This window comes from Giesbergeria sinuosa (genome assembly GCF_042652905.1).
GTDB lineage: Bacteria > Pseudomonadota > Gammaproteobacteria > Burkholderiales > Burkholderiaceae_C > Simplicispira > Simplicispira sinuosa.
Window position 1 is genome coordinate 347,938 of the sequence record NZ_JBHSHJ010000003.1, and the last position, 26,660, is coordinate 374,597.

Genomic DNA, 26,660 nt, shown 5'->3' on the forward strand with positions numbered 1-26,660 from the left:
CCATCGATCACTATGTTCAAGAACGTAAAAGCCGTCTTGTTCGATTTGGATGGTACTCTGATCGACAGTGCCCCAGACTTAGGGGCTGCTGCTGACAAAATGCGCACTGACCGGGGTTTGCCTTCATTACCAGCACAACGTTATCGACCGATGGCAGGTGCTGGGGCACGCGGCCTGCTAGCCGAAGCCTTTGGCATCACACCAGACGATGCCGACTTTGTGCAAATGCGTGAGGAATTTTTCCAAAACTACGCAGCACGCCTCACCCAAAACACAACCGTTTTCACAGGCGTTCCCGAGTTGATAGCCCGCTTACAAACGCACCAGCTGCCTTGGGGTGTAGTGACAAACAAGATAGCCCGCTTTACCACCCCTTTAGTGCAGTCCCTGCCTCTATTTCAAACAGCGGCAACAGTGGTCAGTGGTGACACCACAGCCCATGCAAAACCCCATCCAGCCCCTCTACTCTATGCCGCACAACAGCTCGGGGTACAAGCTTGTGATTGTATTTACGTGGGTGACGATGCACGCGACATTGTGGCAGGACTGGCTGCTGGTATGGGCACAGTGGCGGCCACCTATGGTTATTTGAGCAACCAAGCTGATGCCCAACAATGGGGGGCTCATGCCGTGGTTAATTCTCCACAGGGACTGTTGCAATATTTGAATCTGGCCTAGAATGAGGGATAGGGGCTGCCCTGGTTTCGACGTGGGTTCGGAATTGGTGTGGTGCATGTCGAGCTTGATTGGCGCTCGTAAATCTGCATTCAACAAACTAACTGCAAACGACGAACGTTTCGCACTCGCCGCTTAAATCCGGTGAGCCTTGCAACAGCACGCTAGTGGGCTGGGCAAGGGGGTCGTAAGATCTCCAGGCTGCAAGGTAATTTACATTAGCTGGTTTTGCATCGGGTACCTTGGTGCAAAACAAGATTTAAGGGTACTGGCATTTGGTGTAGCGTGCGACTGCGCGGCACCGAATGTAAGATCCAAAACAGACCGCTAAACATGTAGATCTGCCCAAAGAAGGCTTGCGGACGGGGGTTCAATTCCCCCCAGCTCCACCACACAAGACAACGCCAGACAATGAGTGTCCCTCTAGTCTGGCGTTTTTTTGCCCATAGATTGCCTTGAGTTGTCCTGAAATTCACACCGAAATCACACCCACTTCACACCGATCCCCATGTTTGACTGTCGCTACTGCATCATGTGGGCATCTAGCTAGTGATTTTTTGTGAGAAATTGAAACAGGTTCGCCGCAGATTGAGGCTCAAGGTAGCCTCGTTGGGGCTGCGGTAATCACAGGCCAAGCTTGGGTGATGGTTCTGACATCACTTGCGTGCCCATCAGCTTTTTCGACCATGCCTGCATACGCTGCACGGCAGTCGTCGAATACGGTGCCGAGGGCAGCGGCGTACTCAAGGACGGCGGCGGGGGGAGCTGCGGCAAGTTGGCGGGCTGTGTTGGCGTTTTGTTCGCGCAGGCTGTCAGAAACAGCGTGCAGGTGGCGAAGATCCGTATGAAGTGCAGCTTCACGGGTGCGTGCGACATTGAGAGCCTCTATGTAAGTTTTGCTGATTGCGCGTTCATTAGCACGGCCCTGAGTCTGGGCTTGTAGCTTTTCTTCCATACCAGCCAGCCGGGCATCAGCCACGGTGGCATCCATCCGGGCGTCTTGAAACGTCCAAACGGCGGCAGCAGCCACGCTGGCCATAATCAAGTGGGTGAATAGACTCATGCTGGGTCTCTGGGATAGCCGGGGTGGCCCCAGTGCAGGCATAGCTCCTGCGTAGCGCCACGGCGATCAACTAGGCCTGGCAGGGTCACCAGCTCACCCTTGACGCGGCCTTTGACCCATTTGACCAGCTCGTTACAGCCCCCATCCAGATCACCCACTGCAAATTTGCGCCGCAACGTCGATTCGCGGGCTTTGGTCTCGCCCACGTTGTAGAGCCAGTCAATCAGTGCACCTTTTTGCCACTGGTTGAGTTGGTCGTACCCAGCAATCAAACGCCGGGCGCTAGCTTCGGCGCGTGCCAGATGCTTTTGCTCCAGCACCCGGCACTCTGTTGCTGTGTAGAGCCTGCCACGCACTACATCAGACCCCGTTACCCCCCGGCACACCGTCGGGATGCCTACGGGGTCTAAATAGACACGATACAGCACCGTGCCATCGGGTTGGGTAACTGTTGGGCCATCACCTTCATACCACGCCCCTAGTGCTGCTGCTACTGCAATCGCACCACTGGTGCTAACGGCCAACAGGCGTTTTTTCAGCAGCTCGTTCATCCTTTCACCCCACGCATGGCACTCCATGCCCCAGCCAGTGTCACGCACAGCGCAATGATGGCTGCCACAGGCCGTGCCAATGTCCCAACCCAGTTCAGAACTTTGAAGGCCCCTTGCATCGCTTCAAAAAACTCCAGCAGATCGGTGATCTGCATCCGCAGCTCATGTTGATCTTTCCGGGTCGCTGCGACATCAGATTCGATATTGCCCATTCGCTTGTCGCCCTCGACTAAACGCTGGAATACCGCACTCGCGGGCAGTTGGTTACCGAAATCGTCTTGCATATTGCCTCCTCTCAGGCATAAAAAAACCCGGCGAGGCCGGGTGGTGGGGGAGTGGTCTGGGGCATCTATGTCCCCTTGGATTTGTTGCAGTGGTCGGGGTCGATGGCATCCAGTAGGCGGCACAAGATGCAGCCCCAGCGCGATCCCTGATCGCGTGCCCGTGCGGCGCGGCTGCTGACCGTTTCGTCTTCGCTGCCGTTGAAGGCGGTGTTCGCGTTCTGGTCTTTGGATATGGCCAGCTTCCATGCCCTGTACGTTGAAAACACCACCGACCACAGGTAGCGCGCCCACCAGAGGACATCAGCGGCCAAAAACAATGGGATCAAGGCCAGCAGAATCAGCCGGGTCTTGACGCCCCCGGCCAAAGTCAAAAGCTGCGCTTTAATGCTGGCCAGCCCACAGTCACATCAATAGCCGCAATGTCCTCAGCCGTCTGCGCCACAGCAATCTGATCCCACAGCTTCTGCCGGTGCCCGGTGAGCGCGCCGTGGATCTGCCGATATGCCGTATCCATTGTGAGCACACGGGCCGCCAGTTCAGCTTTGTCGATACCACGGGCTGCGCTGGCTGCATCCAGCCACGGCGTCACAGCTTGGGGGTCGGTGGTATAGGCGGTGGCTTCTGCGGTCTGTATGGGCCAGCTTTCGCGTTCGTATTGTGAGTACCCTGAGGCCAAGGTTTGAACACGAGCGTTGTACTCATTAAATAGTGCTGCACGAGCTGCTTCTACTAAGTCAGCAAACAGCACTGATTTGGTAGGCTTTGTAAATTTACTACCATCGTAAATGTCGCCAATTGACGCTGTGCCCGATGGAATCCATCTGCATTCAGCGGCATGAAATTCATCTGATTCGACAACATTAACAACAAATCCATTATTAACGATAGCGTAGCGCATTATGCATACTCCTCGACTATACAAACCCCCGATTTGCCCGGCCCACCGCTGGCACCATTACCAAGTGAGTGGGCACCACTACCTCCACCACCATAACCATACGCTGGTGCTAAACCTGCTCCATTACGATTTGGAGCACCACCAAAACCCAGAAGAGAATTCCCGCCAGGAAAGCTGCTGTTTACTGGATATGTGCTACTGCCGTTTGTCATTCCCGGTTCGCCTCCAATCAGAATTTGTCCGATAGTTCCATATCCACCGACAGAGCCAGAAAGTCCTCCTCCATTGGCTTGCAATCCCCCCATTCCTCCCGTAGCTGCGCAATACGAACCAAATGATGTAGTTCCACCATTGCCGCCGTCAGTCGCCGTAGCAGCACCGCCCGCCCCAATAATTACAGCGACTGTAGATATTGCAGAAACATCTAACAGAGTTTCTGCATAACCAGCTCCCGCTCCACTACCACCAATCGTTCCACTAGCGCCCCCAACACCCCCACCAGCGCCTCCACCACCAACAAGCCGAATACGCACCTTTTTTGTGCCTTGGCCTCTTGTCCATGTGCTACTGGCTGTAATTACAGTAATTCGCAATAGGCTTCCGGTGATTGACTTCGCAATTGCCTGAGACGTGCGAAGCGATGTCATCGGCTTAGTGTTTTCTATGCCCGCTTCTGCCTCTGCCTGAGTTGGTGCTATTACTAACCCAGTCAATCCATTAATGCTGGTGACGGTTGTTACATTGCCAGTCTGCCCGTTAACTGTACTAACGCCAGATACTCCTGTAACTCCGTGTACCCAACCAGCAGAATTGGTATAACAGCGAATGAATCCAGAGACTAAGTTAATGTACCAATTCCCGTCAACAAGTGGAGCTCCACCGGAGCCAGTCGCCGGGTCTGAATTCAGCGGGCCCAAGTACAGGCGTGTTACATATCTAGCCTCTGCTGCTGATACAGCAGCAGCAGAGGCACTATTTATCGCCTCTACAGCAGCAGTTCCAGCCGCACTGGCATGTAGCCCAGCTTGGCCAGCTGCTGCTTGTGCAGCGGTTGCATCTTCTGCAACTGCCAGCGCATTGGTGTAGACGTTGGTGGCTAGTGCATTGATGCCCGGTACCATCACCTCCCCTTCCCATCTCATGCGCTCCTCATAGTCGGCATCAAAATCCGCTTCTGCTTTGCTTGCATCCGGCACCACAGGTGCAGGGCCAATTGAGATTGGTGCAGTTGCCATCAAATATTTCCTTCCACGGTTAAGTCGCATATCGCCGTTTCATAGCGATAGCGCAGGGGGGATTTCGTTGCGAAGCCAAAAGCACAAAGCCCGGTAAAACCGGGCTTTAGGCTCAAAATCCAGCACACAGGCCGGTTCAATAAAAGCTCTAGCTCTTGTACACATCGATCCGCTTGGGATCGCTCCATCAGTACGGTGAACGACAGGTTCTTCGCGCTGCCGCGCGGAACGATCTTGTAGGTGCCGTCGGCTTCAGTTTTTCTGTACGTGAAACTGCGGGGGTCTACCATTGCGTCTGTCTGCGTGCCGCCAAAACCACCACGGCCGTGCAGGGCGGTCAACTTGCCACGTATCAGCATGCCTATGGCCCGTGTACTGGTGCCGCTGGCGGCAACCGTGACGCTGATTTCCGCATCCTTGTGGATTGGCAAGCCCGTGAAAATCAGCGATGTACGGCTGCGACGCTGGCCGTAGCCGTAGTCCCAGTAGCCGCGCGCCGGATATTGCAAGCGCACGGTTTTGCTGTAGAGCACGACACCATTGGCCGTAATCGTCAGCGTGACCGTTTTGCCTCGCAGTCCGTACAGCACCACAGCATTCACAAACCGACTTTTGAGCTGGTAGGTGATGTCGGTGGTAGCCGTAATGGCGGTCGAGGTGTACACGTCGAATGGAGCCCAGCGTTGTGTCGGCCTCATATCATTCCAGCCAGTTGGGTCAGCTTCTGGGCTGATCGTCTTGTCACCTGCAACAGCACAGCGATAGACCCGGTGTGCCGCTGCAACGTGCCTTTCCTCGCCTACAGCGTAGGTTGCAGCCGTCCAGGCTGGGGTCGGGTCTTCCGCAGGCCCAGACAAGAGTTGAGCCTCCGTTGTCTCTATCGGATCAATGTAGTAAGCCATCAAAAATCCTCAAACAGATGTGGCCACAATGTCGGCACGCATAGCGTTGCCGCCCTCCGTGACCTGATCCCAGAGCTTGAGTAGCTCAGCACGGGCCACTTTGGCATCGTCCCCCTGCTGTTCCAGCCTTTCAATTCGTGCCAAAAGCTGCTCAAAGAGCTGCTCTAGCCGGGCGCTGTTGCCAGCACCGCCCAATATCTGCTGGGTATCCAGTGCAGACCAGTAGCGAGCCGGGCCGGTGGCCTCGATTTCTGGCCCTCGTTCACCCACCAGCCGCAAGCCCCCTACGTGATGGCCACCAGCAACAAACGCAGGCAGCCCGTTAGAAGCAGCCCAGGCCAAAATGTCGCTGGTGTCTGTATTGGAGTACCCCAGTTGCTGTGCAACTGCAGCAACATCTGCACTGGTCAATCCATGTGCAACTGCGTATTCATGCACTGGTGTGAGATCGCCCGTCACATTGCTTGCGTGTTCTAACAATGAAGCGGGAATTGCAAAATTTTTATGGTCTGCGATAGCACCCGAATCTGTGTAGCTACCCGTCGTTCCACCTCCTGCCCCGCTGGCACTGGGCATGGCCGAGGATGCAGCAGCACGGGCTGCCGTCAACCCAGCAATGGACGCATTGAGTGACCCCATAGCGGCTGCAACTGAGTGCACGCTGATGTCGATACCTTTAGCAACGCTGACCTGATCTTGGGCCGATTTGAGCTGCTCGTCCAGTGCAGCCAGCTGTGCATCGCGGGCTTTCTCAATCGCACTGATCTGGTCTTGGGCCAACTTGTTGGCATTGGTCAGGCTATCGAGCTGCAGTTCCTGCACAGATTTCTGTGCATCGACTAGGCTGCCCAATTCGTCCAACCTGCCCGCTTGCACGAGTTGCGCGAACTCAAAATCTGCCACGGTGGCATAGCCATCCATGTTGTCTTTGCTGACAGCACTGATCGCATCCCGCAGCTTTGCAGCATCAGGCAGCGTGCCCGCTTTGGCCAGCGAGAGCGACATGTCGATATAGCTGCGGGCCTGTAGCAAATCCGCCTCTGCATTGACACCACCGCGCAGGCTCTTGACCGCGTCCGTAATGGTGCCAAACAGTCCCGTCAGCGTGTTGACCTGCCCTTGGGCCTCCGTAATCGCTTTGGCCCCCGCATCCATGCCTGTGCGCAGCGCCTCAATCTGCGCCGCAGCAGCTTTGCTGATCTGGTTTTTGTCAGCATCGACAGCCCGTTGCACCCCCGACATGGCCGCATCCATCGCAGTGGCCGCGTCCGTGAGGGCGTACAACCGCATTTGCAGTGGCCGGTTACTGGCATCCAGTGCTGCCAGCTCACGCTCACGCAGAAGGGCCGTTTGGCCCAAGGCTTGCGCGATGGACTGCTCCAAGCCTTGGCGCTGCTGCATGGCTGCGACTTGGGCATCAATGGCATGGGCGTAGTCATAGGCCGCCACTTGCGCCGCTGTCATGCCGTGGATGTCCAGCTCACGTTGCAGTGCCAACGCCCCTTGCGCATCCCCTTGGGCCTGCAGCAACTTGATGTCGGCCCCAGTGCGGGTAGCCGCCACTGCCGTGGCCTCTTGCATCGCCGTGATTTGCTGGTCGATGGCGCGGGCATAGTCGTAGACGGCCACCTGTGCAGCGGTCATGCCACGGATGTCCAGCTCACGCTGCAACACCAGCGCCTCTTGCTCCTTGCCTTGGGCTTGGAGCAGCTTGATGTCGGCCCCCGTGCGTGTGGCTGCCACGGCATCCGCAGCGGCCTGTGCTTGCAGTTTGAGATCAATGAGGCTGCCCCCAAACTGCAAAACCGCGTTCTTGGCCTGTGGCCCCGCATCCGACTGCACAAAGGCCAGCACGGCGGTTTTGATGTCTTCAACGCCAATCGAATCCAGAACTTTCGCACTGAAATCAACACCGATACCCAGCGCCGGATTGTTGAGCTGGTCAGTAATGCGCTGCACACGGTACTGGCCTAACGCCTCTGGCGTCAAGAATTTTTCGGCTAGGCTGTCCGCCGTGCCCACCAGCGCCTCCATCGCCGTTTTGAGGTCCGTGGTGGCCTGAATTTGGGCACGGGTAGCGGCGTTGACGTCGTACTGGGCAATTTCGAGGTCAGTCCAACCCTTGATTGCCAACTCGCGTTCTGCCCGTAGCGCCGCAGATTCGTTGCCCTGTGCGCGCAGTAGGTCAATCGCCAGCGCAGCTGCATCGCTGCGCAGGGCGTTGAGGTTCTGCTGGGCGCGGATCTGCTCTTTGAGCGCATTGTTTTGCGCCAATTGCAGACTGTACAGCTCCCGATTTGCGGCATCCCAGCCCTCGGTGGCCTTGTTCAGCTCCATCAGGGCAGCGGCAGTGTCATTGCCTTGGGCGCGCAGCAGCTCAATTTGTAGACTCAGGCCATCGGTTTTGAGGCCATCTAGGGCGTCTTTGATTCGTTTTGCAAGGTCTTCTGCGGCTTTCTCTGCTGCGCTTTGCTGCTCCTCCTTTGCTTTGTTGACATCGGGCTTCCAGTATGTGGGCTGGTAGTCCATCGCCGCACCAGCACTGCCCAAAGCTGAGCCCACCGTGGTTTTGATCTGATCCAGCGCCGCCTTGAAATCCACGTTCGTGAAAATCGCATTGAGCGCCTGAGCCTGCGCCGTGGCCTTTTGCACCACAGCGTCAATGCTTGATTGCGACAGTGCCTCAGACACGCTGGCACCCGTGGCTAGGGCATCTAGCATGGGGGTGATGATGCCCACGTTGACGGTATCGAAAATCTGGCCAGCACCGGCGGTCATTACGGTTTGCTCAATGCTGGAAACCAGCGAGAGCGCCACGTTCTGGCCTGCGGTGGCCGCGTCAGTCGTTGCAAGGCCCTCAGCGAATTTCTGCACCAAGCTGTCGCGGTCAGCCCCAAACTGGGTGAGCAGCGTCTTGGGCCAAGCGGCAAACTGGGCAAGTGCATCCAAGCCGTCAAGACCCGCCAGTTTTTCCAGCGCGTGCTCTGCCCATGCCGGAATGTTGGCCTTGGCAAGCGCGTCCAGCATGGCCCGGCTGGCGTCATTGGTCAGCTTGGTCATCGCCTCGCTGCTGTTCTCGCCCAGATTGCGGTTTTTGTAGCTGGCCAGCGTGTCGCCAGTGGCTTTGTCGATCAGGTCAAAGTAGCCAAATGCGCTCTTGTCTTTGCTCTTGCCGCTCAAATCCGCAGCAAAACCAAGCGTCAGGTCGAACTGGTCACTGGCTGTGCCGAGCATCTTGGCCAGGTCGTCAAACGTCTTGACAAGCCCCTGGCCAACTTTCTCGAGTGGCTTGCTAATGGCTTCATTCGCACGATCAACAAGGTCACGAGCAGCCGCACTGTCGTTCTGCGTGACGCGCATGGCCGTGTCCATGTTGGCAGGGCTGCTGGTCGAGTAGATGCCACCGCTGTGAACTTCACCGATAGAGCGGCCAATACCGCCAGCTAATAGGGCGCCGACACCGGCTAATGCCCAACCCCACCCAGGAATGGCTGCCAACGATGAACCAAGGCCGGATAACCCGGTGACGGCCGTTGCGCTGGGGCCGACCATACTGGCTGCAATGGTTGCCCCGCTATAGCCCGCAGCTACCTCTGCAAAGCCGCTGGTTATGGCCGTACCGATGGCGCTAGATGCCACTGATCCCAAAATACCACTACCGGCCTGACCAGTTGCTGGGTTGCCAAACGACCCGATGGCATTCGTAATGGCCCCAGCCACTGGCCTAGATGCAGCGGCAAAAGTGGGCTGCAGCACCATCGACTCAAAAACACGCTCAGCTTCGTCAGCAAGACTTTGGGCAAAAGACTCGCCGCGCCCAAACCCTCGCATCAATGCGTCGGTTAAGGACGTTTCAATTTGACCACTGGTGCGGAAGAAATCGTCTTGCAGCACTTTGTTGACTGCCGTGCTGCGCTCAATCTCCGCCTTTTCTTCTGCCTTTGCTCGTTGTTCAGCCTTTTTCTTATCATCGAATCCAGAGCGATTAATCTTGTCCAGCTCTTTCGCGAGATCTACCTCGACTTTGCGCAAAGCCACGATCTTGGCCCGCTCTACAGCACTCAGGCCGATCAATCGGTATTCATCCTCATAGAGCGCAGCTTGGGCCTTGGCAGTCACAATGCCCGCATCCAAGGCTTCATCTGATTTCTTGTACCGACTTTCGGCTTTGGCTGCGTTCAGCCTGACTGTGGCCTTCCATTCCTCAGTGAGTTGGTCGATAAGTTGCTGGGAGTCACCGAGACTCATCGCAATGCCCACTGCATCTTGGGCACGTTGCGCATTCAGGGCTTCAATGGCAGCTTCAGACTTGCCATAGACCGCATTAGCAGCCTCAAGATTCTCGGCCTCCTTGATCAACGACTGGATGCGCTGCTGAATGGAAGCGACTTGCTTTTGCTGGACAGCAATCGCGTCTTCCATGACCTTATTGGCTTTTTCTTGTTCCCCGCGCTGTTGGGCCAGAGCAGCTTTTTCCAAATACAGTGTCGCAACTTTTTTGTCGCGCTGTGCATTGGCCAACCCAGTGAATTTTGCTGCCTCGCGTTCGCCCTCCGTCTGTTTTTGATAGGGCACACCAGTGCCTTCTGCTTGCAACTGCGCTGTGAGCTGGCGGCCTATGTCCCGCACCGAGTCCAGACGGGCCTTGAGCTGGGCCAGTTCATTGTCGGCAGTTTGCTGGCGTTTGGCGGCGGCGGCAGAACCTTTGTCGGCCAGGTGCTTGATGGCTTCATCACGCTCTTTCGCAATCGCCTTTTCATACTCGGCTTGGGCTTGGACGGCCTTATTGAGCTTGTCTGTCTTTTGGTCTTCAGTGAGTTTTGTACTGTTTTGGGTCTCTTTCTCCAGAGTCTTGAAAGCCCGTTGAGATGCCTCTAGAGATTCCTTGTACTTGTTTTGGATGTTGGTGGCAGTCTTGGCGTGCTCAGTGAGCTTTTTCCATGCGTTCTCAGCGGATTCTGCGCTTTGCCCCAAAGTGGTTGTACTGGTAGCAAGCCCAGCATTCGATTTTTGGAGCTTGTCAATATCCGCTTCTACATTGGCAAGTGCAATATTCAGTTCGCTAGCTTTGCCATATGTCAGCTCGCCTTGCGCGTTGTAGTAGGTGCGAATAGCCCCACCAGCCAAAATAGAACTATCGCGCACCTCACGCAACTTTTGCGCGTAGGCTTGCATGGCAGCAATATCCCCAGCCTCCACCCGCTTCCCATCAAACCCAGCATCCATCGCACGCTTGTAGCGCATAGCTGATGCAGCGGCATCGTCTGCGGCACCAGCGGCACTCCGATACCACATTACCAATCCAGCAATGGCGGCAACGGTGATACCTACAGTGCCGCCCAATGCCCCCATTACCGCGCTCATCGTTCGTCCAGAAGAGCTTGCTGCATCTTGAGCGGCGGCCAATTGGCGGACAGCAACGGCATGAGCCTCAGTAGCAGCAGTACTTCCCAGTGACGTAGCGGTCGCTGCGGCCATAGCGCCCGTGCGGGCGACATTGGCTTCCAACTCAGCAATATAGGCCACGGTTTTCTGCCGGGAGGTCATAACAACCGTTTCATTGGCAGCCGCTTCAGCAGCAGATTGCACTGCGGCAAGGCGAGATGCCTCTGTTTTTGTGATGATGGCCGATGCTGTGGTAGCCAAGTCGGACGCAATGCTGCCCACCTTGTATGCAGCCCATGCAGCAACCATGAGTTGGATGGCATCGCGGTATTCCCACAGCGTGGTGATACCCGTTTTCATGACGCCTGCTCCAGCAACAACGCTGCTGGAGATGTCCTGCAAGCCTGCTACCAGTTGTGGGTTGATCTGGATGTTCTTCGACTCGTCAATTGTCACGAACAACCCAGACATCTCTCCAGCTGCTGTACCGATTGCAGCTGTGAGTGGATCCATGCCAGCGGCAGCAACACGGATAGCACCCTCTTGAAGTTGATCCAGCTTTCCTTGTAGCGTTTGGCCGTATGCCTCAGAAGAGGCCTCAAATCCCTTGAGCTTGTCGATCAAAAATGCAAACAGGCCTTCTGAACTTGCTTTGGCCTTGGAAATATCTTCATCTTTCAGGCCCAATGCCGTTGCCAGCGTAGAACTGGATGCAGTGATGCCCCCAGCCACGAGATCGCGCAGTTCTTGTACCAGTTGGTTTGACCCCAGCCCCATCGACTTGACGGCATTGGCCCCCACCACTGTCAGTTCGCGGATCTGTTCTAGCCCCATACCCGCTGCCAAGCCGGGGGCCAGCAGCGCCTGAAAAGTAGAGACCAATTCCTTGCTACTCGCAGCCGTGCGCAACGCATCGTCGTTGAGCTTGAGGATCATGTCCTTGGAAATAGACAGAGCTTGGTTGTATTTGACCTGCTCACCACCAAGAGTTGCCACAGAGCCAATAACCCCGGCCATGCCCACTGCGGACACTTCCAGATCCTTGGCAAAGTTGAAGCCCTCGCGTGGCAGCTTGGTTACAGCGTCGGCAATACCGCCAATCAGCTTGGTCACCACACCAAGGCCAGCGCCAGCAGCAACGACACCACCCAGCGACAAGCTCAACCGATCCATGTGGGCAGCAGTGGCAATACTGGATTGATCAATTCCACCTAAGTTGCGCGTAACCTCAGCCGCCATTTGTGCGGCAGATGCCCCAGTGTTTTGCGTGCTGCGGGCCACGGCCTTGTGTGCATCCTCCGCTTTGCGCAACTGGGCCAGATATGGCTCCAGCACATCGCTGCCAACCCCACGCTGGCGTGCGATGGCTTCAAAATAGTTGGCGGTGCCTTTTTTGCCCGCCTCCAGCTCTGCCGTAGCCCGCTGGATGGCTGCAATCATGTTGCGAGATGCACGCTCTACGCCCTGGCTGGCTGCATCGGCACCAGTTCCTAGGCCACCTAGGCTACCAGCCGTCTGGCTGGCCTCCTTGCCAGTAGCAGCCAGAGCATCAGTGACTTTGTCCGCAGCGTCTCCGATGCGATTGAGGCCAGCTGCTGCTTTGGTGCCGGATTGCTCCACCTTCGCGGCCATGATTTCAGCATTGGACTGCACATTCTGGATAGTGCCACTGGCTTGATCCTCTGCAGTAATAGCAATACCGAATTTACGATCTTGAGACATAACTGGAGCCCAAAAGAAAAGCCCGCATCAGCGGGCCGAAAACACATTGCGGCGCTAAGAACGGGGTTGGTTTAGCACCGCCATCTCCATGTGCTGCACATCTGCAAACAGCACATCCCATTCCGATTGATCGCCTCCGGTCAGGCGATCTAGCTGCGGATACAGGGCCTCATAGCGCAGGCCTACACGCCCCCCACCGCCAAAGCCCACTGCCCAGTTCCACTGCGTCTGCATACCTACAAAAAGATGCAGCACAGGCCAGTTTTCCGGCCAAACCTCTACCGAGTCTTCCCAGTAGTCCTCTGGCATAAAACCCTCTGCAACCTCTGGGCTAGGCCGGAAAAATGCAACCGCAGCGGCGCTTAGTTTCCCAAGCGGCCATGCACCATGGCGGCGCGATACGCTTCAAACAGCTCAGAGGCCGCCGCTGGGACTTCGTCAAACAGTTGACCGAGGTTTTCAGGGGTCAAGTCATATTCGAGATTCCAGCCAGCCAAGAACTGCAACGTGTGATCCACATTGATGCGATTGGCGTCGTCGAGAGCTGCCGTAAAAGTGACCTGTTCTGGCGGGGCCACAGGCTGTTCCTGTTGATCTTGACCAGCATCAGGGGCAGGCGCTTGGGGCTTGGGCTTGCTCAGCGAGTCCCAGAGCTGACCAAATTCGGTGCGCGTGCGGTATTTGAACTTGCATTCAATGGCGTGGATCTCGCCGGTGGGCAGGGTCAGTTGCACAGTCGCTGGGATGGTTTCGGGGCGCTTGCCCAAAATGAATGCAGCAGGCTTCTTTTTAGCGGTGGTAGTCATGTTGATCTTTCAAAAACGGGAGAGAAATGGGAAATAGCTGCGCACAGCGGGATTGCCGTGGCAGCATCGGTAGGGGGGCGATCAGGAGGCGTAGCGGGTGGAGCGGGATTTGCCAGAGAACACGGCACTCACTGCATTGACTTGGCCGTCTTGCATCTTGACTTCTTCATTGAAGGCCACGGTGCAAGCCAGATAGCTTGTCGCACCGTTTTTCAGCGTGACGCGCTGGATGGTGTCGGCACCACTGGCGGTCAGGCTCACCAATGCGGCGTAGCCCGCTGTTTCGAGGGCGTCAGCATCAACGTCCAACTGCCGCGAAACAGCACTGAAACCGTCGTTGATTTCCAGCTCGTTTTCAGAGTCAAGGTAGCGGAACGTGGATTTCTTCGCGTCACCGCCGGAGGTGTTCACTTTCAGAATCTTCAGCACATCGACCCAAGTGTTTGCCTTGGCAAATGCACCTGCACCGCCACCGGCAGAGAATTGCTTGGTATCGCTAGTGTTGGCGTGCTGACCCTCCAGCGTGAAAGTGTCAGCTGTCACAGCCTTGACGCGGAATGGTTTGTTGTCGATACGGCCCCAGCCGCTGTACAGCATGATGATGTCGCCCGCTTGCAGGCCGTGGGTGTCACAACTGCAAACGGCCTCGGTAGCATTCGAGATAGTGGTCACAGCCTTTTTGACCGAGAACTCAGTGGCAAGAGCGATTTTGCTGCCACCTGGGAGAGAAGCCATGGTGTAGTCCTTTCAGAAACGAAAAACCCGCCGTGTTGGCGGGTCGGTGGTGCCCCTACGGGCAAAAAAACCGCTGGTAGCGGTGGTGTTGTGGCTACCGGGCACCACAGACGGTGAACGTCTGTAAATACCCGCTGGCCACATCAGCATCGTCGTAAGCCAATATGGGCTCCCCATGCACTGTGGTAACGAGTGCTGGAGCAGCGCAAAGAGCCTCCTCGATCTGCTGGATCAGTTCAAACGCCTGCATGGGAGTGGCCGCCCACGCATTGATTTGGATTTCAGGGCTGCGTGTGGATGCTGCGGCGTTGTCCAGATAGCGCAGAGACTGCCCGCCAACGTGCTGCCATGTGACATAGGGCACCTCGGTATCTACGGGGGCAGCACCTACGGTCACACGGGGGCAGCAGATGTGCAACACAGCAACCATGTCGGCTTCTAGGCTCATCGTTGCGATCTTTCCTTACGACCCAAGCGGCTATGCAGCTCATCAACAGCGGCCTGCATTGCAGGCTGCGTGGCACTACTTGCAGCACGACGGGCAAAAGCTCGCCCCAAGTGTTGTTTGGGGCCGCCTTTGCGAGGCATATAGTAGGCATCTTTTTCGGCTTGGCTTGCATGGCGTCCAGGCTTAGGCTTACCCCGCATATTGGGTCGTACTAAGGTCTTCCAGCGGCCATTGATCAGACGCACCTCATACCGTTGTATCCAGCCGTATTCCAGCCAGTGACCATGCGGGGCCTTTTTGTGGTTCCAAGACACGTTGTATTGGGCACGTTTACCTTCGCGTGAATGCTCACGGCTGTATTTTTGGTAGATTGCCGACTCAAGGTTGCCTTTTTGTTTACCAATAGCCCGCACGTTAGCAAGCATGTGATCCCGATAGACTTGGGCTGCTGCCTGTGCTGCTGGACGGACTGCCTGAGCGACATCCTCTTGCAGTTGGCTCATGAGGGCCTGCAAATCCCCCATATCAGCCTTCATACTGAATGTATTGGCACCAGTGAGTTTCTTCTTTGTCATGGTTTCGGCCCTACGATGAGTTTGCACACGAGATCAACGTGCCGACGTGTCGCGTCAGGCAGCACAGCCTCAATGTCATACGCTTGATCAGCGTAAAGCGCACGCATACCCGCAGTGATTCCTGTACGCCAGCCGATCCTGATGGATGCACGCACAGTCGATGTTTCAGCGCCAGCTCGAATGGCACTGATACCGGATTGATGGACAACCTCCGCCCAGACCTTCACCACATCTTCCCAAGCCTGCGGCAGTGGTGTGCCCCAGTTGTCTTTGCTGTCAATTCGGTGCTGGATAGTGATTCGATGATTGCGTTGACCACGGTTCATAGCCATCGTCTTTCACGATCCAGCAGGCCAGAAAGATATGCAGGAGGGTTACTGGGCTTACCCGATGTAGCTGCACTGGTGAGTTGGTGGCAGACCATAGCAATGATGTATGCACGGACATTCTCTGGACAGCCCACATTCACCGTTACCCGCACACGCACACCAGGCACTTTCAGTAGCGGTGGCAAGGCGCCACCACCATAGACGATTCTGGTTGTACCGTTCGCATCACGCTCCAGCGTCCAATCGGGCATTTCGGCCCACCCAGTCGCCAGATCCAAGGTTTCAACCTTCACCAGTTCAGTGACTAGCTGTAGCGGCCAGATATCCGTAGGCCAGTCGTCGTAGCCTAGGCGCATCGTGCATGGCAAGAACAGCCGCTCACACTCATGTTCGGCCACTAGCCGGGCGGATTTGATCAACGTAGCGATGTGACCATCCAGCTCAGTGATGTCGTTATCAATCCGGGCGCTGACCTTCACCTCATCGACAGTGACAGGCTCCTGACCCAGTTCAGTGACGGTTGTGGTCAGCAGCATGTCAGACGCTGCCCGACAGAGACAAATGGCCTTTGATCAGCACAGCGCCAGCGGCTACCGAAGTGCCGCTGGTCTTGGTGATCACCATGCGAACATAGCGTTTATTGCCACGGTAGCCCACGGCATAGGCGGTATCGGCGGCCAGCGATGCGGGGAATGCCCCCAGCAGGTCGTCCGCAGCTACGTCCACGCCGTCAGCCAGATCAGCAGCGTTGCCATGCACCAGTTTGACAACAAACAGACCATCGCCAACGATAGCCCCGGTATTGATCACCACAGTAGCAGAGCCTGCGCCTTGCAGGTCTACGATAGGTGCATCCGCCTTCGAGGCAGATTGCACAGCAGGGGCCAGCGCCAGCACGGTTGCAATAGAGCTTTTCAAATCAGACATGGCTTTTCCTTGGCTTAGGCAGCAGCGAATTTCAGGAACTTCACGGCTTCAAAATTAATAGCACCGCCACCGGTGCGCCGCGTGCTGTAGAAGCGAACGTAGGGCTTGGCGGTGTACGGGTCACGCAGGGTGCGAACCCCAATGCGATCAACGATGAGGTAAGCCTCACGGAAGTCGCCAAACGCTAGGGACAGAGAACCATCGGCCAATGCGGGCATGAATTGGTCAATGCGTACTGGGTAACCATTAAGACGATCTGGCTGACCCGCTTGGACGGACGGCTCCCACAAGTAGCGGTCATCAGAGCCTTTGAGCTTGCGCATTTTGGTGCGCACCTCACGGCGCATAACGAACTGGGCGTTTTGCAGGTACTGATCCTTGAAAGCACCTTGCAGATCCTGAATGGGATCGAGCTTGGTGGTGTGGAAATCGCTATTGGCCCCAGTGATGATGTGCTGGAAGGTGCCCCATGGGCGCGTATCGTCACCAGTTGCCGCCGTGGAGTAAGCGGCCAAGCCGCGTGGCTTACCAACGCCATCACCCGTCCAGAATGCCGCCCCTTCCACCCGCGCAAATTTAGTACCCACCTTGTTGGCCAGCCACGCCTCGATGTCGGTGGCAGCATCGTCGATCAGCTTTTGCGTGACCTTGGGCTGGGCATACATCTCATGCGCTTCGATGCGGTACTTACCAACTTGCGGTGTATCGGTATCGTTGCGGGTGCCCATTTCAGATACCCAGCCAGCATCCGCTTCGTCGTTATCCACAACGCCCTCGACCGCATCGGTGCTGATGGTTTGCACCGTGGCGAGTTGGCGCATCAGGGACTGCTCTTGCACCTTCTGGATCATGCGGCCCACCGTGGGGGCAGGGAGGAGATAGCCGCCGTCAGGGTCAGAGCCAGCAGACATGGCCTTGCGTTCATCAGCAGTCAGGCGCTCGATGTCGCCGTGGCGCACCAAGCTGAAAAATGCGCTCTTGTACTGGGTGTACGCATCCACCGAGATTTCAGCAGGGATAGGGCGGCCTTTGGACTGGAAATCGGCGCGTAGCATGGCATTCCAGCTTTTGCACTCGGCCTCAAGGTCGGTTTTGTCTTTTTTGCCGCCAGCACCGGGGCGCTGCAGTTCCAGCATCAGCTTATCAAACTCGGATTTCAGCTGGGCCAGTTGATCCATGTCCTTGCTGATTTTGGCCAGCTTGGTTTCCAGATCTGCTACTGCCTTGCCATCGGCCTTGGCTTGGATCAGCTCATCATTGGTCTTCTTGAACTCCTCCCAAGCCTTGCCTTGGTCTTCGATCAGCTTTTTGATTTCCACCACACTGCTGATTTCGCCGGACATTGCCATAGGCACCATGCCGATGCCAGCCAAGGCTGCGGGGTCAATCATGGGATGCCCCATCAACGCCAATACAGCGAGCACAGCGATGCCAACCAAGAGGCCAAGTGTCAGATTTTTACGAGTGAGTTTCACGGGGTTTACCTTTCAGAAATGAAAAAGCCGCCTTAGTGGCGGCCCTGTTGGGGATGGATACGTTGGGGTCAGCGTGGTAGATGCTGCTCGCGGGCCTTGATGGCCTGAACCAGCTCGGCCAACTCACCGCCAGCGTCCCGCATAGCCATGAGGCTCTTAAAGCCCTGGTTGATAACCACCTGAGCCTCGCTTCGTGACAGCCCAGCACCCTGCGTGAGCAATCGTTCGAAGTCGCGTTCGGTCATCTCGCCTTTGACAGAGGACACACGGGCCTTGCCATTTGCAGGTCGAGTGACCAGAGAAATTTCAATGAGATCAATGCGCTTGAGACGCCGTTTCGGGTCTTCAGGCTTGCTGCGTGGTTCCCATTCTTTGGCGACGTAGCCAATCGACATGCCATCAATGGCTGGGCGCGGGCTCATCTTCATGAGCGTGTACATATCCCGGCCACGCGGTATGTCTGCCAATTCACCCGACAATTTCAGTCCATGGCCATCCTCAGCCAAGTCCGTCCATACGCCGATAGGGGTCAAATCTTCGGCGCTCATCTGCCAGCCGCCGTGCTGCGACAGCAATGCTGGCCACGGCTGGGCCCCAGACTTCACATCCGCCAGAAATTTGGAAAATGCGCCCGGCTCAATCACATCGCCATAGCTGTCCACGTTGCCAAACACCGCGCCGTAGCCAGAAAAACTCATCGTCTTTTCGTCTGAAGCTGTGAATTTGAGTTCACGCAGGCTGCAAATCAGGTTTTCCATTGATTTTTTCCTTAGGAGTGGCAGCACTACCGCCAACATTGGTGGGTTTAGGCAGTTCTGCTGCCGCTCCGCCCTTTGGATTGAGTTCTTCCAGCCCCCGCACCTCGTCTGGGGTCATCCAAGCGGGAGAACCTCCAGCTCCGAGTGCCTTGGCGAAGTATTCGCTCCGGTCTTTGTGAGACCCGCGCATCAGGCCAGCTGCGTTGAACTTGATGTAGTACCCCTCGTCCAGCTCTTTATCTGTGAGCAAATTGCAATCCGCAGACTGCTCTATTCGCTCATACCAGGGCGACAACGTATGCACCACATGAGCCAAGAACATTTGCTCAGCACTGGCATAGGTGGCCGCTTTATCGGAGTACCCCACCATGATTGGCATCACCCGCATGGCCCGGCATATCTCTTCGATCTGGTGACGGCGCGTTTCCAGCAGCTGGGCATCCATCCCGGTCATCGTGGACGGATAAAACTTGGCGCTGCGGTCGAGCAACTTGGTCTTGCCAACGTTTTCGATGCCGTCAAAATTCTTGGCAAGCCATTTGCGCAGGTCTTCATACTGCTGCTTATTGAGCGTGCCCTCTACAGAGTAGACCCCACCAATGGCCGCACCGTTGCGCTGCATCCGGGCATGAGACTCTTCTGTGGACATCGCCAGCCCAATGGCCTCACGGGCCAGATTGATAATGTCCATACCCACGACACCATCCCAACTTGGCCCACGCCAATGCCAAATAGCTTCTGGAGGAAAAGGTCTGGATTCACCGTTAGGTGCTGTGACTCGATACACCAGCGAGTAATTGTCCTGCTGCTCTACCGTGACACAACCCATTTTGATAGGAATCAACTCCCGCACCTCACCCCGCAGCCGGTTGACGAACGCATAGGCATTGCCCGTCAGTGCGCAGTGCATGGTCATCATCTCGCGCATCTCAAAGCTGGTCATCCAGCCATTGGGCTTTCGGTACAGCACACGATAGAGCGGATGTTTCTTGGCTTCGTCCATGCCTTCGCCAACCGTTTTCGTTTTAAACACCTTCAGTGGCACTTGGGCCACCCCTTCGGCCAGCACCCTGACACAGGCCAGAACTGCGGTAACCTCCAAAGATGTTTTGTGGCTGACCGACATCCCACTCTTCGTAGCCATCCATCCAAAGAGCTTGCGGAACAAGTCCAGCGAATTATCGACAGCCCCGTCATGGCCTGACTTGCGGCTAAACGGCCAGAATTTCATGAGTCCTCCCAGAATGATCCGCCCTGCGCAGCAGGATTGAGGCTCATCAACTGCACAGCATTGAAAAGTGCCATCAGCGGGTCAATCTTCGCCGTCCCGCTGGCCTGTTTTGTGATGAGGATGGCGTTGCCCTTGGGCTCGACCTTTGCATTGCTGACACACCACGCCATCATCGGCTGGCCGCCGTGCCTGAGAACGCCCTCAGCCAGCTTGCGCTCAGTGGTCTTGATGGCCCCGCCCAACTTCCAACCTTGGCTGATGCCGATGATCTTTTCTTGGGGCACGCCAGCCGCCATCAGCGCCTCCAGCACACCACCAACCCCGGCGGGGTCTACCCCCACCATATTCAGCAGACCACAATCCTCGACACTGGCTACGATGGATGCCAATTCCTCTACGTCATCCCCGATTTGATTCACAAGCACTAAGTCCCCGTCCTTGGCGAAGTCTTGCAACCGGGGGGCAATTTCCTTGCGCCGCTCAAGCACACTGGGATGTGCCCATGCTCGGCACCATGCCAACCAGCCCCCTGTGTCTTTGCAGCGTCCGACCAAGGCCAAGCCCAACAAGTCATCTAGGCCACCGCCGTCAACCCCTACGGTGACTACCTCGCTGCGGCCAAGCAGTTCAGACAGAGTGACCCGCTCCACAGCCCCCTCCCAGAAGTCAGCGCCAGCCCAGCGATCACTGCGCAGGCCGAGCCCAATCTCGACGTTCAGGTGCTTGGCCAAGAACTGTTGGGAGGTTCCATCTGTTTTTGACAGATTCTTCCTGAGCTGATCTTCCAGCCACTCCGCACTGACAGACCGCCCGATGTTCGGGTTCGTGATGTAGAAGTTTTCAGGGTTCAGATAGCCTTTGGTTTTCAGCATCTGCCGTGGGAACTCGTACAAAATGCCCAGCGTCTTGAGGTCAGTGACCTTGCCATCACGCACATCGCGCCAGTAGTTGAGGCGATCCTTGAATACGCCAGCTGGCGGATCGTCGGATTGGGTCGTCAGGTAGATGACCCACCCTTCATCCCGTGAAATCTGGCCCCCTAGGGCCTCAAGAAACATGGCCTCTGCGTTGGCGCGTTTGCCAAAGAGCCAGAGTTCATCCACCAGCACCTTGCCAGCTTTTTTCCCGGACACCGTATCAGTGTCTGCCGCCACCACTTTTAGGCTGTTGCGGTTTACTCGGTGGGTGATGGTGCGAATGTGATCCTGAATGTGGAACAGATCGGACAACTCCTCATCAGCACGGATCATGCTGGCCGCTGGCTTGAACGAGTTATCTGCCACCTCCTTGGTGGGTGCCAAGATCAGGTGCTCCTCTTCAGCACGCCAACAGAGGATCAGCGCCGTGAGCATGATCCCCGCTGCGATGGTCGATTTGGTGTTCTTCTTGCTGATCAGCAGGCCATACTCCCGGATCAACTGCTTGCCAGTCTCTACATCGTAGCCCCCGAAGATCGCTCGCACAAAGTCGAACACCCACTGCTTGGAGCACTCGCCAAATGTGGGTTTTCCCGGAAGATCAACAACCCTCAACTCCTTGAAGATGCCCAAAGCCTGTTCGGCATGGTCGGGAAAGATTGGGGCCGGGATGATGGACTGCTCTCGCACCAATCGGTTTGCCCAATCAGGGCACGCAGTTGTCCATTGCATCAATGTCCAGACGTAAAAAAACCGCCTAAGTGGCGGTTACACGGATTTGCCGCCCGAGGCGACAAGTTTTGGGGAGGCTCCCTGTGAAAACTTGCTGGCCACCTTCTTGGCGGCATCTGCTTGTTGCTCTTTCTTGCCTCCTTCCCCCTTCTTGGCGAACTCAAAAGGCATGAGCGCCTTGGCAGCGTCAATGCGCAGTTTTGGTTCCAGCACCAGGTCATTCATCGCAGCCATCAAGAATGCTCTGGGATTCTGGTGGGACACAGCCAAACTAATGTCGAATTTGCTCCCCTCGGCACCCGAAGATGGCGGCTGATCCGCATCCGACTGTGCTGGAGCCTGTGCCAATTTTTCCTGCTTGACCTTTTTTCTCGCCAAGTGAGCCAGCACGTCCTGGTCTTTTGCCAGCCTCGACCCAGCCGCAGATGCAGACGCCGGGCTGTACCCAGCATCTAGCGCAGCTTGCTTGTTCGATTTGCCAGCCAACAGGGCTTCGGCGAACAGCCGTTTCTTGCCTGTCAGCGCCATCGCTTACTCCTCTAGGGTTTTAACATCCCTTTAACATCAAAATTGCCTAGAAAAATGGCTCAAACCCAATACTGGCGCGGCTTCCGGGCTATTTCATAGGGATGTTAAAGCTTTAACATTTTTTCTGACGGGGGAAATTTTCTGCGCCTAAAGGACAGGTCGGTTTCCGGCTTCAAGGCCTCCAGACTTTTAACTCCCCCACCCCCTGCCAGCCCTAGCCTTGGCCTCTGCCGCTGTCTTCTTGGCATGGCAACGATCTGGGCCAGAACACAACAATTGCAGATTGCTGTCGTCGTTACTGCCGCCCTTCTCTAACGGAATTCGGTGATCAACGTCATGGTCTGAGCGAATCGCACCACATGCAGCACACTTGTAGTGATCCCGCAAACCGATGCGTTCCCGCTGCCGCATCCAGCCCCGTCCACGAATGCGCTCCGTGGCCCCTGCTTTGGTATCCAGCACTTGAACGCGCTGGGTGTTCAGCACCGGGAGACTGCTCCTTAGTGTGGTGAGCTTCATCAGCGCAGCACCGGGGAATGCCGGTAGCAGTGGAATAACACTGGGCGTCGGCCCCCACCGCTGATCGCGTGAATGGCATCGAAGCGCAGTTCAATAGTTTCAACATGGCCGCGTGAATCAACCTTGAACGGTGATGCGCAAAACACCACCACACCAGTGTCCGTATCCAGACTGATGACACGATCCAGCCATCGCCCCGCCATGACATCAAAAACCTTGGTGTTATGGGCCACGTTGTCACGGGTATAGATCATCAGGATCATCCAGTTGCTGCGACCAAAAACACAAAAGCCCGCAAGGCACAGGCCAGCGGGCTTTTTTCTTTTCCTCATGCCTCCGGCTGCCATGAGGCAACCGAAGCACACGACTCAGTGTCGCGGAGTAATGGCGCGATTGTGCATCATCATGTCAAGTAACGCAAGCGGTAGATGTTCGAGAACTGGCGAAGGCCTTCCAACCTGCTGCGCTCCCAAGTGCCAGACGTGATCTTGAGTTGCCGACGGATAGCGTGATGCGGCAGTCGCTGTGGGATGTAGTAGGCGTGCAGCACACGGCGAAACTGCATCGGCACCACCTGCAATGCGCGCTGCACCTGCATTGCATTCCAGTCTGGCAATGGCGCAGACAGGGGGCGCTCTTCATCACGTCCGAGGGTCGGTGCTTGGTATCCACCCTCGGCACTGGCACAGCGTTGCTTACGGTAGCGGTCTTGAGCCCACCGGCCATACCGCTCCAGCAACTCTTCCGCATCCCGCAGTTCGACCGGCACAGCCACATATCCTCTTTCTGCCCGGCTCATTTCAGCACCCGCACTTCCTTGCCCAGCAGCGCCAGCATGAGGTGTCGCTTGATCTTGAACTCTTGGGTTTCAACGCCCTTCACGTCTTCAATCACCTCTTTACCATTCTCGGTATAAACGAAATCGGCCACGTAGCGGATAGATGGTTTGGCACGGGCAGCGCCAGCAAACTTCACGCCGGACACCAGCTCGAACGACACCTGACAGCGTAGGTTGGAAATGTGCCCAGCCCGTTGCAGGATCATCAAGTGGCTGTAACGCTGTGCTTCGGCCCGACTGTCAAATTTAATGTCGTTCACCACGGTCTTTGTATTGCCGTACTTTGGCGGCTTGGTCTGCTGTTCCAATGGGCTATCCCTCGTTTTTTATGATCATTCTGGTTTTGCAGGTCGGCGCCAGCAGCCGATCCAGACGCATCAGCTCAATGGCCTCATCACCACCAGTACAGGCCACGGCCTGGGCAATAGCCTGTTTGAGCAAATCCAGTCCACCTACAGAGTCATCTGGTTGCGTTTGTGTGGCCCGGCTGTAGCCCTTCGCGTCATAGCAGGCATTGATTTCTCTAGCCTTTGCTGCATAAGCACTGCGCAGGGGCTGCCCCATCTCGATAGCAGCGCCAGCAGCTGGGCGATAAGTTTGGCGCGGCTTGTTTGCATGGCACAAAGCCACGAACTGGGGCAGCGTTGGCGGGAATTCCGAGTGGACTTGCACTGCCTGCCGGAATGCTGTCTTCACGGTGTCAGGGCTGAAGTTGCGCATACTGGCCTCCCACACTTGGCGGGCTGCCAGAACCCCCTTGTCTTTTCCCCTATCTGGCCCTTTGTCCTCGATCTCACCAGTAGCAAAGCGGCTGACGAACAGGCTGCCGTAGGTGCCGTGCATCATGCGCCAGAGCCACGCCACGGCAGCCCGTGCCTGTTCCTGCACGCCCGCCGCCTGTGCACTTTCCTTTGGCACAGAGCTGTCTGCCCCTCTCTGTTGGGCTAGCACGATGGCGGAAATCGGCTTCATGGTCATGCGTCTAAGCTCAGTAGTCAGGGAAGCCGTCATCAAAGATGGCTTTGGCTGCGGCGCTGTGTTTGTTGTGGCTGTGGGTTGGGGCTGGCATAGGTGTGCGGCCTGTGACCCACTGCGTCCGGTATGCCTCAGCGTTGGCCAGCAGCAGGCCGGTGTCGTGCATACGGCGCACGACCAGCGGATCTGCCACCCGGTCGACAAAGAACCCCGCTACAGCTGGGGCCTCGTCGTGACCAACACGCTGCACAAAACCTTTGATCGCGGCGTTGACCTTTGCATTGCGCAGTGGTGCTGTGCCGTAGCGGGCTGCGTAGGCGGTTGAGTAGGCTTCCCATGTGGCTCGGCAGGCTGCTTGTAGCGCAGTCTCATCCAGCGGGGGTTTGGACTTGGATCTAACTTTGCGGGGACTGGCTGGTGCGGGCGCTTGCGCACGCTGAACAGATTGATGGTTTATTGATGATTTATGACGGTTATTTGCGGGTGCAATAGGTTGCACCCTTTCATGCTCTGTTTTGCACCCTTTACTGTCGTCGTTTGCACCCTTTTGCATGGGTGCAATTTCTGCACCGTTTATCCAATCTTGAGAGATTTGGTACTCACGGGCCATACTGCGGCCACCGTTGCCATAGCCTACTAGGGTCAGCCATCCCGTCTCTTCCATTCGGCGCAGCTGGTACTGCACAGCTCGTTCGGACTGGCGGGTCTTGATTGCAAGATCTTTGACTTTCGGGAACACACGGCTGCCGTCATCGCTTGCGTGGTCAGCCAGTGCCAGCGCCAGCAACATCTCCCCCCCACCATTGGGGTAACGCTCGAACACCGCAGTCATTACCCTGACGCTCATGTGTGGTCTCCTTGGCTTGGTCTCACGCTAGCCCTTTTTCGTCGATATAGACCAGCGTGGCACGGGCCGATTGCAGTTCCATAGGGCTGACGGGAAGGCCGTCCCGGTGCCGCCTCATCAGTTTCTTGGCCCATGCCTGCATATAGTGGATGCTGCCGTGGAACCGCCGCTCCAGAAGTGCTCGGAACTGATCTGTGGTCATGCGGCCACCTCTTGCAGGTCACGGTTGATGGACAGGAAGGCAGCGCCAGCAAGGCGCATAGGGGACATGATGGAGATGCTCCATTGAGTTGAATGGGCGGCAAACGGCACCTCTCCTAGAATGAAGATTCCAACCATCATTCATAGAAAGGGCCTTTGCCATGAAAGAAACCGATTTGGACGCACTTCGGGGTCAAACCAGTGCGTTGTCCTCAGTGCTGACCGCCATCATTCAGACGCTACCGCCTTTGAATGCAGCTCAGGCCGCGTTGCACTTAAAGACATCAAATCTGGATGCGAAATCTCTGGATGAGTCGGAAGGGACGCCGCCAGTGGAGGCCCAGATTCGGGATGCGGTTGTGGAGGCGTACCTCGGTCTGCTAAGCACTGCTGCTCAGCGCGTTTGACGGCAGCGATGAGGCGGCTGGTGGATTTATCCATGCGGTCTTCCTTGCCCTTCGGGCTGTTAAAGCTGAGAGTTAGGCAGCGCCAGCAGAATGCTGCCAAGTAAACAAACAGCACAGAGCCAAATGCTGGTAGATACAGCTTTTCATGTGCCTGCCCCGCCGCTGCGCACAACCTGTGCGGGTTCTTCGATAGCGTGCAGGCGCTGTTGCTCGGACACTTGGGCCATCGCCCGACGGCGGGCCTCTAACCTGAGGAGGTGCCGAATGAATGCCGATTGCGTCATGCCTTCGCTATCAGCCATCGTCTGCATGGAAAAGAACTCATCTGCGGTGAGGCAGGTGACGACACGGACATCGTGGGGGTTGGCCATTTGCTTTAGGCTCCTGTAGGGCTGGTAGTGGGCTTGGCTGTGCCGCGCAGGTATGCCCAATCCACATCGGGGCGCAGGTCTTCGCAGCGCACAACTCCGGAGGTGGCTTTTTCGATAGAGGGGCAAAGCTCGGCGGGGAAAGTCCTTGCACCGCTGCGCCACGAATAGATAGCGGGGGAAGATGCACCAATTACAGCGGCCAAGCCCGATACGCCGCCGGTGATGTCAATGGCTCGTTGAATTGGATTCATGCACACATTCTACAGTTGTAGATAAACAATATCTATAAGCGTAGTAGGTGCTAACTCACATTTGTATAAGGTGCA

The 26,660-nt window shown here is 56.5% G+C and carries 33 protein-coding genes and 1 other RNA gene; 3 read left to right on the forward strand and 31 right to left on the reverse strand.

The window, feature by feature from the left end; all coding sequences use genetic code 11:
- Positions 1-12: 12 nt before the first annotated feature.
- Both ACFO6X_RS06240 and ssrA read left to right on the forward strand, forming a co-directional pair.
- Entirely contained in the window at positions 13-678 is a 666-nt protein-coding gene (locus ACFO6X_RS06240; protein WP_382431260.1) for an HAD family hydrolase, read from the forward strand.
- Between the two features lie 11 nt (positions 679-689).
- Positions 690-1,067: a transfer-messenger RNA gene (ssrA, locus tag ACFO6X_RS06245) on the forward strand.
- Positions 1,068-1,270: 203 nt separating this feature from the next.
- Here ssrA and ACFO6X_RS06250 read toward each other — a convergent pair.
- The 29 genes from ACFO6X_RS06250 to ACFO6X_RS06390 all read right to left on the reverse strand — a co-directional run bounded on the left by ACFO6X_RS06250 (position 1,271) and on the right by ACFO6X_RS06390 (position 25,697).
- Entirely contained in the window at positions 1,271-1,738 is a 468-nt protein-coding gene (locus tag ACFO6X_RS06250) for a hypothetical protein (RefSeq protein WP_382431144.1), read from the reverse strand.
- Positions 1,735-2,289 (reverse strand): lysozyme, encoded by a 555-nt coding sequence (locus tag ACFO6X_RS06255; RefSeq protein WP_382431146.1) that lies wholly within the window; start codon positions 2,287-2,289, stop codon positions 1,735-1,737. The genes ACFO6X_RS06250 and ACFO6X_RS06255 overlap by 4 nt, the downstream gene beginning before the upstream one ends.
- Positions 2,286-2,573, reverse strand: coding sequence for a hypothetical protein (locus ACFO6X_RS06260; RefSeq protein ID WP_382431148.1), 288 nt, complete (start codon positions 2,571-2,573; stop codon positions 2,286-2,288). The genes ACFO6X_RS06255 and ACFO6X_RS06260 overlap by 4 nt, the downstream gene beginning before the upstream one ends.
- A gap of 65 nt (positions 2,574-2,638) precedes the next feature.
- A complete protein-coding gene (locus ACFO6X_RS06265) occupies positions 2,639-2,899 on the reverse strand; it encodes a hypothetical protein (RefSeq protein WP_382431150.1) in 261 nt (86 codons plus the stop codon).
- 41 nt (positions 2,900-2,940) lie between these two features.
- Positions 2,941-3,471 carry a hypothetical protein gene (locus ACFO6X_RS06270; RefSeq protein ID WP_382431152.1) on the reverse strand — a complete coding sequence of 177 codons (531 nt, stop codon included), beginning with the start codon at positions 3,469-3,471 and terminating at the stop codon, positions 2,941-2,943.
- The gene (locus ACFO6X_RS06275) at positions 3,471-4,736 is read right to left on the reverse strand and encodes a glycine-rich domain-containing protein (protein WP_382431154.1); all 1,266 of its coding nucleotides are present in this window, start codon (positions 4,734-4,736) and stop codon (positions 3,471-3,473) included. Before ACFO6X_RS06275 ends, ACFO6X_RS06270 begins: the two co-directional genes overlap by 1 nt.
- Positions 4,706-5,608, reverse strand: a complete 903-nt coding sequence (locus ACFO6X_RS06280; protein WP_382431156.1) for a hypothetical protein — start codon at positions 5,606-5,608, stop codon at positions 4,706-4,708. Before ACFO6X_RS06280 ends, ACFO6X_RS06275 begins: the two co-directional genes overlap by 31 nt.
- Positions 5,609-5,617: 9 nt before the next feature.
- Positions 5,618-12,715, reverse strand: coding sequence for a coiled-coil domain-containing protein (locus ACFO6X_RS06285; RefSeq protein WP_382431158.1), 7,098 nt, complete (start codon positions 12,713-12,715; stop codon positions 5,618-5,620).
- Between the two features lie 54 nt (positions 12,716-12,769).
- A complete protein-coding gene (locus ACFO6X_RS06290; RefSeq protein ID WP_382431160.1) occupies positions 12,770-13,024 on the reverse strand; it encodes a DUF1799 domain-containing protein in 255 nt (84 codons plus the stop codon).
- A gap of 53 nt (positions 13,025-13,077) precedes the next feature.
- Positions 13,078-13,521, reverse strand: a complete 444-nt coding sequence (locus ACFO6X_RS06295; RefSeq protein WP_382431162.1) for a phage tail assembly chaperone — start codon at positions 13,519-13,521, stop codon at positions 13,078-13,080.
- 81 nt (positions 13,522-13,602) lie between these two features.
- Positions 13,603-14,256, reverse strand: a complete 654-nt coding sequence (locus ACFO6X_RS06300; protein ID WP_382431164.1) for a phage tail tube protein — start codon at positions 14,254-14,256, stop codon at positions 13,603-13,605.
- A gap of 94 nt (positions 14,257-14,350) precedes the next feature.
- The gene (gp17, locus tag ACFO6X_RS06305; protein WP_382431166.1) at positions 14,351-14,704 is read right to left on the reverse strand and encodes a tail completion protein gp17; all 354 of its coding nucleotides are present in this window, start codon (positions 14,702-14,704) and stop codon (positions 14,351-14,353) included.
- Complete coding sequence (locus ACFO6X_RS06310) at positions 14,701-15,279, reverse strand: HK97 gp10 family phage protein (RefSeq protein WP_382431168.1); 579 nt, start codon at positions 15,277-15,279, stop codon at positions 14,701-14,703. Before ACFO6X_RS06310 ends, gp17 begins: the two co-directional genes overlap by 4 nt.
- The gene (locus ACFO6X_RS06315; RefSeq protein ID WP_382431170.1) at positions 15,276-15,611 is read right to left on the reverse strand and encodes a phage head closure protein; all 336 of its coding nucleotides are present in this window, start codon (positions 15,609-15,611) and stop codon (positions 15,276-15,278) included. Before ACFO6X_RS06315 ends, ACFO6X_RS06310 begins: the two co-directional genes overlap by 4 nt.
- Positions 15,602-16,144, reverse strand: a complete 543-nt coding sequence (locus ACFO6X_RS06320) for a hypothetical protein (RefSeq protein WP_382431172.1) — start codon at positions 16,142-16,144, stop codon at positions 15,602-15,604. The genes ACFO6X_RS06315 and ACFO6X_RS06320 overlap by 10 nt, the downstream gene beginning before the upstream one ends.
- A gap of 1 nt (position 16,145) precedes the next feature.
- Entirely contained in the window at positions 16,146-16,535 is a 390-nt protein-coding gene (locus ACFO6X_RS06325) for a hypothetical protein (RefSeq protein WP_382431174.1), read from the reverse strand.
- A gap of 14 nt (positions 16,536-16,549) precedes the next feature.
- Positions 16,550-18,010, reverse strand: a complete 1,461-nt coding sequence (locus ACFO6X_RS06330) for a phage major capsid protein (protein ID WP_382431176.1) — start codon at positions 18,008-18,010, stop codon at positions 16,550-16,552.
- Between the two features lie 68 nt (positions 18,011-18,078).
- Entirely contained in the window at positions 18,079-18,768 is a 690-nt protein-coding gene (locus ACFO6X_RS06335) for an HK97 family phage prohead protease (RefSeq protein WP_382431178.1), read from the reverse strand.
- Positions 18,740-19,999 (reverse strand): phage portal protein, encoded by a 1,260-nt coding sequence (locus ACFO6X_RS06340; protein WP_382431180.1) that lies wholly within the window; start codon positions 19,997-19,999, stop codon positions 18,740-18,742. The genes ACFO6X_RS06335 and ACFO6X_RS06340 overlap by 29 nt, the downstream gene beginning before the upstream one ends.
- A complete protein-coding gene (locus ACFO6X_RS06345; protein WP_382431182.1) occupies positions 19,996-21,648 on the reverse strand; it encodes a terminase large subunit in 1,653 nt (550 codons plus the stop codon). Before ACFO6X_RS06345 ends, ACFO6X_RS06340 begins: the two co-directional genes overlap by 4 nt.
- 36 nt (positions 21,649-21,684) lie before the next feature.
- Positions 21,685-22,176: a terminase small subunit gene (locus ACFO6X_RS06350; RefSeq protein ID WP_382431184.1), complete on the reverse strand. Its 492-nt coding sequence runs from the start codon at positions 22,174-22,176 to the stop codon at positions 21,685-21,687.
- Positions 22,177-22,365: 189 nt separating this feature from the next.
- Entirely contained in the window at positions 22,366-22,695 is a 330-nt protein-coding gene (locus tag ACFO6X_RS06355) for an HNH endonuclease (protein ID WP_382431186.1), read from the reverse strand.
- Entirely contained in the window at positions 22,695-22,949 is a 255-nt protein-coding gene (locus tag ACFO6X_RS06360; RefSeq protein ID WP_382431187.1) for a hypothetical protein, read from the reverse strand. The genes ACFO6X_RS06355 and ACFO6X_RS06360 overlap by 1 nt, the downstream gene beginning before the upstream one ends.
- A gap of 149 nt (positions 22,950-23,098) precedes the next feature.
- A complete protein-coding gene (locus tag ACFO6X_RS06365) occupies positions 23,099-23,464 on the reverse strand; it encodes a hypothetical protein (RefSeq protein ID WP_382431189.1) in 366 nt (121 codons plus the stop codon).
- 26 nt (positions 23,465-23,490) lie between these two features.
- Positions 23,491-23,841: a DUF1064 domain-containing protein gene (locus ACFO6X_RS06370; protein ID WP_382431191.1), complete on the reverse strand. Its 351-nt coding sequence runs from the start codon at positions 23,839-23,841 to the stop codon at positions 23,491-23,493.
- 4 nt (positions 23,842-23,845) lie between these two features.
- On the reverse strand, positions 23,846-24,451 hold the full coding sequence (locus ACFO6X_RS06375; RefSeq protein WP_382431193.1) for a hypothetical protein: 606 nt from the start codon (positions 24,449-24,451) through the stop codon (positions 23,846-23,848).
- 70 nt (positions 24,452-24,521) lie between these two features.
- Positions 24,522-25,355 (reverse strand): helix-turn-helix domain-containing protein, encoded by an 834-nt coding sequence (locus ACFO6X_RS06380; protein ID WP_382431195.1) that lies wholly within the window; start codon positions 25,353-25,355, stop codon positions 24,522-24,524.
- 22 nt (positions 25,356-25,377) lie between these two features.
- Positions 25,378-25,557: a hypothetical protein gene (locus ACFO6X_RS06385; protein WP_382431197.1), complete on the reverse strand. Its 180-nt coding sequence runs from the start codon at positions 25,555-25,557 to the stop codon at positions 25,378-25,380.
- Complete coding sequence (locus ACFO6X_RS06390) at positions 25,554-25,697, reverse strand: hypothetical protein (protein WP_382431198.1); 144 nt, start codon at positions 25,695-25,697, stop codon at positions 25,554-25,556. The genes ACFO6X_RS06385 and ACFO6X_RS06390 overlap by 4 nt, the downstream gene beginning before the upstream one ends.
- A gap of 20 nt (positions 25,698-25,717) precedes the next feature.
- Here ACFO6X_RS06390 and ACFO6X_RS06395 point away from each other — a divergent pair, with 20 nt between their 5' ends.
- Positions 25,718-25,963 carry a hypothetical protein gene (locus ACFO6X_RS06395; protein WP_382431199.1) on the forward strand — a complete coding sequence of 82 codons (246 nt, stop codon included), beginning with the start codon at positions 25,718-25,720 and terminating at the stop codon, positions 25,961-25,963.
- Between the two features lie 143 nt (positions 25,964-26,106).
- On the opposite strand, the gene ACFO6X_RS06400 is transcribed toward ACFO6X_RS06395, so the two are convergent.
- Both ACFO6X_RS06400 and ACFO6X_RS06405 read right to left on the reverse strand, forming a co-directional pair.
- Complete coding sequence (locus ACFO6X_RS06400) at positions 26,107-26,334, reverse strand: hypothetical protein (RefSeq protein WP_382431200.1); 228 nt, start codon at positions 26,332-26,334, stop codon at positions 26,107-26,109.
- A gap of 5 nt (positions 26,335-26,339) precedes the next feature.
- Positions 26,340-26,585 carry a helix-turn-helix domain-containing protein gene (locus ACFO6X_RS06405; protein ID WP_382431202.1) on the reverse strand — a complete coding sequence of 82 codons (246 nt, stop codon included), beginning with the start codon at positions 26,583-26,585 and terminating at the stop codon, positions 26,340-26,342.
- Between the last annotated feature and the right edge of the window lie 75 nt (positions 26,586-26,660).

Excerpts from the sequence above, each read along its gene's own strand:
- ACFO6X_RS06240 (WP_382431260.1), top strand. The coding sequence starts at position 13 with ATGTTCAAGAACGTAAAAGCCGTCTTGTTCGATTTGGATGGTACTCTG.
- ACFO6X_RS06250 (WP_382431144.1), bottom strand. The coding sequence starts at position 1,738 with ATGAGTCTATTCACCCACTTGATTATGGCCAGCGTGGCTGCTGCCGCC.
- ACFO6X_RS06255 (WP_382431146.1), bottom strand. The coding sequence starts at position 2,289 with ATGAACGAGCTGCTGAAAAAACGCCTGTTGGCCGTTAGCACCAGTGGT.
- ACFO6X_RS06260 (WP_382431148.1), bottom strand. The coding sequence starts at position 2,573 with ATGCAAGACGATTTCGGTAACCAACTGCCCGCGAGTGCGGTATTCCAG.
- ACFO6X_RS06270 (WP_382431152.1), bottom strand. The coding sequence starts at position 3,471 with ATGCGCTACGCTATCGTTAATAATGGATTTGTTGTTAATGTTGTCGAA.
- ACFO6X_RS06275 (WP_382431154.1), bottom strand. The coding sequence starts at position 4,736 with ATGCGACTTAACCGTGGAAGGAAATATTTGATGGCAACTGCACCAATC.
- ACFO6X_RS06280 (WP_382431156.1), bottom strand. The coding sequence starts at position 5,608 with ATGGCTTACTACATTGATCCGATAGAGACAACGGAGGCTCAACTCTTG.
- ACFO6X_RS06285 (WP_382431158.1), bottom strand. The coding sequence starts at position 12,715 with ATGTCTCAAGATCGTAAATTCGGTATTGCTATTACTGCAGAGGATCAA.
- ACFO6X_RS06290 (WP_382431160.1), bottom strand. The coding sequence starts at position 13,024 with ATGCCAGAGGACTACTGGGAAGACTCGGTAGAGGTTTGGCCGGAAAAC.
- ACFO6X_RS06295 (WP_382431162.1), bottom strand. The coding sequence starts at position 13,521 with ATGACTACCACCGCTAAAAAGAAGCCTGCTGCATTCATTTTGGGCAAG.
- ACFO6X_RS06300 (WP_382431164.1), bottom strand. The coding sequence starts at position 14,256 with ATGGCTTCTCTCCCAGGTGGCAGCAAAATCGCTCTTGCCACTGAGTTC.
- gp17 (WP_382431166.1), bottom strand. The coding sequence starts at position 14,704 with ATGAGCCTAGAAGCCGACATGGTTGCTGTGTTGCACATCTGCTGCCCC.
- ACFO6X_RS06310 (WP_382431168.1), bottom strand. The coding sequence starts at position 15,279 with ATGACAAAGAAGAAACTCACTGGTGCCAATACATTCAGTATGAAGGCT.
- ACFO6X_RS06315 (WP_382431170.1), bottom strand. The coding sequence starts at position 15,611 with ATGGCTATGAACCGTGGTCAACGCAATCATCGAATCACTATCCAGCAC.
- ACFO6X_RS06320 (WP_382431172.1), bottom strand. The coding sequence starts at position 16,144 with ATGCTGCTGACCACAACCGTCACTGAACTGGGTCAGGAGCCTGTCACT.
- ACFO6X_RS06325 (WP_382431174.1), bottom strand. The coding sequence starts at position 16,535 with ATGTCTGATTTGAAAAGCTCTATTGCAACCGTGCTGGCGCTGGCCCCT.
- ACFO6X_RS06335 (WP_382431178.1), bottom strand. The coding sequence starts at position 18,768 with ATGGAAAACCTGATTTGCAGCCTGCGTGAACTCAAATTCACAGCTTCA.
- ACFO6X_RS06340 (WP_382431180.1), bottom strand. The coding sequence starts at position 19,999 with ATGAAATTCTGGCCGTTTAGCCGCAAGTCAGGCCATGACGGGGCTGTC.
- ACFO6X_RS06345 (WP_382431182.1), bottom strand. The coding sequence starts at position 21,648 with ATGCAATGGACAACTGCGTGCCCTGATTGGGCAAACCGATTGGTGCGA.
- ACFO6X_RS06350 (WP_382431184.1), bottom strand. The coding sequence starts at position 22,176 with ATGGCGCTGACAGGCAAGAAACGGCTGTTCGCCGAAGCCCTGTTGGCT.
- ACFO6X_RS06355 (WP_382431186.1), bottom strand. The coding sequence starts at position 22,695 with ATGAAGCTCACCACACTAAGGAGCAGTCTCCCGGTGCTGAACACCCAG.
- ACFO6X_RS06360 (WP_382431187.1), bottom strand. The coding sequence starts at position 22,949 with ATGATCTATACCCGTGACAACGTGGCCCATAACACCAAGGTTTTTGAT.
- ACFO6X_RS06380 (WP_382431195.1), bottom strand. The coding sequence starts at position 25,355 with ATGAGCGTCAGGGTAATGACTGCGGTGTTCGAGCGTTACCCCAATGGT.
- ACFO6X_RS06385 (WP_382431197.1), bottom strand. The coding sequence starts at position 25,557 with ATGACCACAGATCAGTTCCGAGCACTTCTGGAGCGGCGGTTCCACGGC.
- ACFO6X_RS06390 (WP_382431198.1), bottom strand. The coding sequence starts at position 25,697 with ATGATGGTTGGAATCTTCATTCTAGGAGAGGTGCCGTTTGCCGCCCAT.
- ACFO6X_RS06395 (WP_382431199.1), top strand. The coding sequence starts at position 25,718 with ATGAAAGAAACCGATTTGGACGCACTTCGGGGTCAAACCAGTGCGTTG.
- ACFO6X_RS06400 (WP_382431200.1), bottom strand. The coding sequence starts at position 26,334 with ATGGCCAACCCCCACGATGTCCGTGTCGTCACCTGCCTCACCGCAGAT.
- ACFO6X_RS06405 (WP_382431202.1), bottom strand. The coding sequence starts at position 26,585 with ATGAATCCAATTCAACGAGCCATTGACATCACCGGCGGCGTATCGGGC.